The organism is uncultured Microscilla sp. (assembly GCF_947493425.1).
Lineage (GTDB): Bacteria > Bacteroidota > Bacteroidia > Cytophagales > Microscillaceae > Microscilla.
This window is the reverse complement of record NZ_CANLRP010000337.1, coordinates 1-3253: the sequence shown is the minus strand read 5'-3', so window position 1 is coordinate 3253 and position 3253 is coordinate 1. Positions and strand designations below refer to the sequence as shown.

The following is a 3253-nucleotide window of genomic DNA, read 5'->3' as shown; positions in this document are numbered from 1 at the left end:
AAGAAAGCTAGTTGGGATGATGAGTACTTGATGAATATTTTAGGGCTTTACGTTCGCCAATAGTGCGTTTAACCTAGCTCACCGCAGGTAATCACTTTCATCTTAGTATAAATGATTAACTTTGGCAAAAACAAGAAAATAATGAAACTATTTATTAGTGATTGTGACGGGGTATTGATTGATAGTGAGATATTGGCTGCCCAAATGATGGTAGAACATCTACAGACTTTTGGGGTACACATTGCGCTTGAAGACTACCTGCGTACTTGGTCGGGCATGACATTTAGCAGTATTATGCATGCGTTGGCAAATCAACACGGTTTTGAGTTGCCTCCCGATTTTGTGGAAGTAATTACCCAAAAGCATGAAGCCTATGCTGCGGCTAATTTGCAACCCATTGCAGGAGTAAAGGAGGCGTACGCCCAAATAGCTTTGCCCAAAGCAGTTGTGTCTAATAGTTGGTTGTGGCAGGTAAAACACGCCGTAGAGTTTGTGCAAATGCAAGAAGTTTTTGGCAATCGTATGTTTTCAGCCGAAATGGTAGCGCACCCGAAGCCTGCCCCTGACATTTATTTGCACGTAGCGGCACATTTTGGGCTTAAGCCCCACGAAATAGTGGTAGTAGAAGACAGCAAGTCGGGTGCTAAAGCAGCGGTAGAGGCGGGCATGCATGTGGTGGGTTTTACCGGAGCCAGCCATATTCTGGACGACCACACCGATCAATTGTACGAAATAGGCGTAAAAACAGTCGTAAGCCAGATGGCAGATTTGCCCAAAGCAGTAGAAGACCTTCAGGCTAAAGTTTAAGGCTACCAGAAGCCTTGTGGACAAATAGCTTTGCAAGGCTTTTTTTAAGCTAAAAATTTCTCATTCCACCTACCGACACGCCTACATTGCTAATGCTATAGTTAGGGTTTCCCGCGCCAATAGTCCAGTCGTGCATGAGCCCTAAGTGTAGCCGTGCCTGGTCAGTAGCTTGTTGGGTGATTATGCCCACGTGGTTATGCATACCCAAGTTATACAAAGGATCGTTTTCGGTGAGCCCAAAAATACCAATGCCTATTTGGTGAAACAAGGTAATATCCCCTGTTTTGAGTTCACTAAGGAACTTGGTCAAAATAAGTGTCCAGGTTTTGGGCAAAGACTCAAGGCTGGTTGAGGCATTTTTTGCGCTCGTAGCAGCGCTACGGGCAAAAAAAATAACGACAGCCAGTAAAGAGGGTATGTTCTAAACCGGGCAGTTATTGCGATTACGTTCCTAAACCAACCACCCCACATTACTGCTTCTAAACATCGCAAACTTGTATACAATATGTTTGTCAAAGCCCTTGTCAGGGCGATCAAAAGCTTCGCTCATTTTTCGGCGTTTTTTATTATTGGAGGCACCCTCTACCAAGGTGAAATGCAACCCCCCAGCGTAATTGTCATTGTTGACCAGGTAAATGCCCGCATTTACTTTGAAGCCAAAACTAAACCCTGGCGAATGCCCCAAAGTTTTGAATTGTACATTGTGTTTGCCCACTGTAAACTGCATACTGATAAAAGCCTGTGGAAAGTTTGCGTTATTTTGTGCTGAGGCAGCTAAAGCAACACCTGCAACAAGTAAAAATGAACAGAAGGTTTTTTGTCTCATGTTGCCCCAATTGATTGATGATCATAAAGGTACACTTTTCCTGAGATTTTTTGACGCAATTAAGAAAAGCCAGGTAAGAAAAGCTAGAGGTAAAACGTAGCATAGGCAATGGGGGTATTCAAAGAAGCTGCGTTTTTTAAGACTTCAAACAGCCCTTGGTTTTGGGGTAATTTAAATAAAAAGGCCAGCCGGTAAGCCACTTTTTCGTTGGCCAGACATTGACTATCGGTATTTCATACCCAAATTTGTTGTACTTACCATTTTTCTTGAGCCGAATACCAAGATCATTTGCAATCTAAAACATAAAACCATATCTTTGCAGGCTCAAAATGTGTTATTAGTATTAATAAAACGTAGAAAATGCATTTAAACAATTACGAAACGGTGTTCATTTTAACTCCCGTTTTATCTGATGAGCAGATAAAGGACACCGTAGAAAAGTTTCAAAAAATTCTCGCTGACAACGGTGCAGAAATTGTACATGTTGACCACTGGGGAATGAAAAAATTGGCTTATCCAATTAAAAAGAAAACTTCCGGGGTATATACTGTTGTTGAGTTCAAAGCTCCAAGTACTATTGTAAAAGCTCTAGAGACAGAATACCGTCGCGATGAGCGAGTAATGCGCCACATCTGTATCGCATTGGACAAACACGCAGTAGCTTATAATGAAAAGAAACGTAGAAAACTATCAGACAAAAAAGTAGATGAAGCAGCAACAACGGAGGAAAAATAACATGACGTTGATGAACGAGCCCGTTCATACCAACGAAAACAGAAAAAAATATTGTCGTTTTAAAAAGAATGGCATCAAATATATCGATTACAAAGATCCTAACTTTTTGTTGAAGTTTGTAAACGATCAGGGTAAAATTCTTCCAAGAAGAATTACTGGTACGAGTCTGAAATACCAACGCAAAGTGTCGCAAGCCGTAAAAAGAGCCCGTCACTTGGCTTTGCTTCCTTATGTAACCGACTCGTTAAAATAAACGCAACTCAAACAGTACAAAACGTTTAAAATCTTATTATCGAGATGGAAGTAATTTTAAAAGACGATATACAAGGACTTGGCTACAAAAACGATATCGTAAATGTAAAGCCAGGTTATGGACGTAACTACTTGATTCCTCAAGGTTTTGCTATTCATGCAACTAAATCGGCCAAAAAAGTATTGGCAGAAAACCTTAAGCAGGCAGCCCACAAAGCTGAAAAAATCAAGAGCGATGCGCAGGCATTGGCAGAAAAAATCGGTGACTTGGTGTTGGAAATCCCAGCCAAAGCAAGTGAAACCGGAAAAATATTTGGTTCTGTAACTTCTACTCAGTTGTCGGCAGCCTTGGCTAAAGCCAACCCTGAGTTCGAAGACATTGACCGTCGTAAAATCTCATTTGACAGCAAAGCTGTTAAAACTTTGGGAGAGTACGAAGCTATATTAACTTTGCATAGAGACGTAAAACACACTATCAAGTTCAAAGTAGTAGTTTCTGAATAAGGAACCATCAATTACTTATTTAATACAAAAGCATCCAATCGGGTGCTTTTGTTGCTTGTGTGCCTGGCATGCAATATCACTTGGTGGTTCAAGTCCACTACGCGCCCATTAGCGGGAAGCGTTAGCCAA

6 protein-coding genes are annotated in these 3253 nt (G+C 41.3%); 4 read left to right on the top strand and 2 right to left on the bottom strand.

Annotated features, from left to right (window positions below; genetic code table 11):
• Window positions 1-141: 141 nt before the first annotated feature.
• Entirely contained in the window at window positions 142-807 is a 666-nt protein-coding gene (locus Q0954_RS33410) for an HAD-IA family hydrolase (RefSeq protein WP_299466242.1), read from the top strand.
• 49 nt (window positions 808-856) lie between these two features.
• Here the strand turns inward: Q0954_RS33410 and Q0954_RS33405 are convergent, their stop codons facing one another.
• Together Q0954_RS33405 and Q0954_RS33400 are read right to left on the bottom strand one after the other, a co-directional pair.
• Window positions 857-1117 carry a hypothetical protein gene (locus Q0954_RS33405; protein ID WP_299466239.1) on the bottom strand — a complete coding sequence of 87 codons (261 nt, stop codon included), beginning with the start codon at window positions 1115-1117 and terminating at the stop codon, window positions 857-859.
• A 141-nt stretch (window positions 1118-1258) separates the two neighbouring features.
• Window positions 1259-1633: a hypothetical protein gene (locus Q0954_RS33400; protein ID WP_299466236.1), complete on the bottom strand. Its 375-nt coding sequence runs from the start codon at window positions 1631-1633 to the stop codon at window positions 1259-1261.
• A gap of 360 nt (window positions 1634-1993) precedes the next feature.
• Between Q0954_RS33400 and rpsF the strand changes: the two genes are divergently transcribed.
• The 3 genes from rpsF to rplI are packed head-to-tail and all read left to right on the top strand — an operon-like array spanning window position 1994 to window position 3124.
• Window positions 1994-2368, top strand: coding sequence for a 30S ribosomal protein S6 (gene rpsF / locus Q0954_RS33395; protein WP_299466233.1), 375 nt, complete (start codon window positions 1994-1996; stop codon window positions 2366-2368).
• A gap of 1 nt (window position 2369) precedes the next feature.
• Entirely contained in the window at window positions 2370-2621 is a 252-nt protein-coding gene (gene rpsR, locus Q0954_RS33390) for a 30S ribosomal protein S18 (RefSeq protein ID WP_002703971.1), read from the top strand.
• 44 nt (window positions 2622-2665) lie between these two features.
• Window positions 2666-3124, top strand: coding sequence for a 50S ribosomal protein L9 (gene rplI, locus Q0954_RS33385; RefSeq protein ID WP_299466230.1), 459 nt, complete (start codon window positions 2666-2668; stop codon window positions 3122-3124).
• Window positions 3125-3253 lie beyond the last annotated feature (129 nt).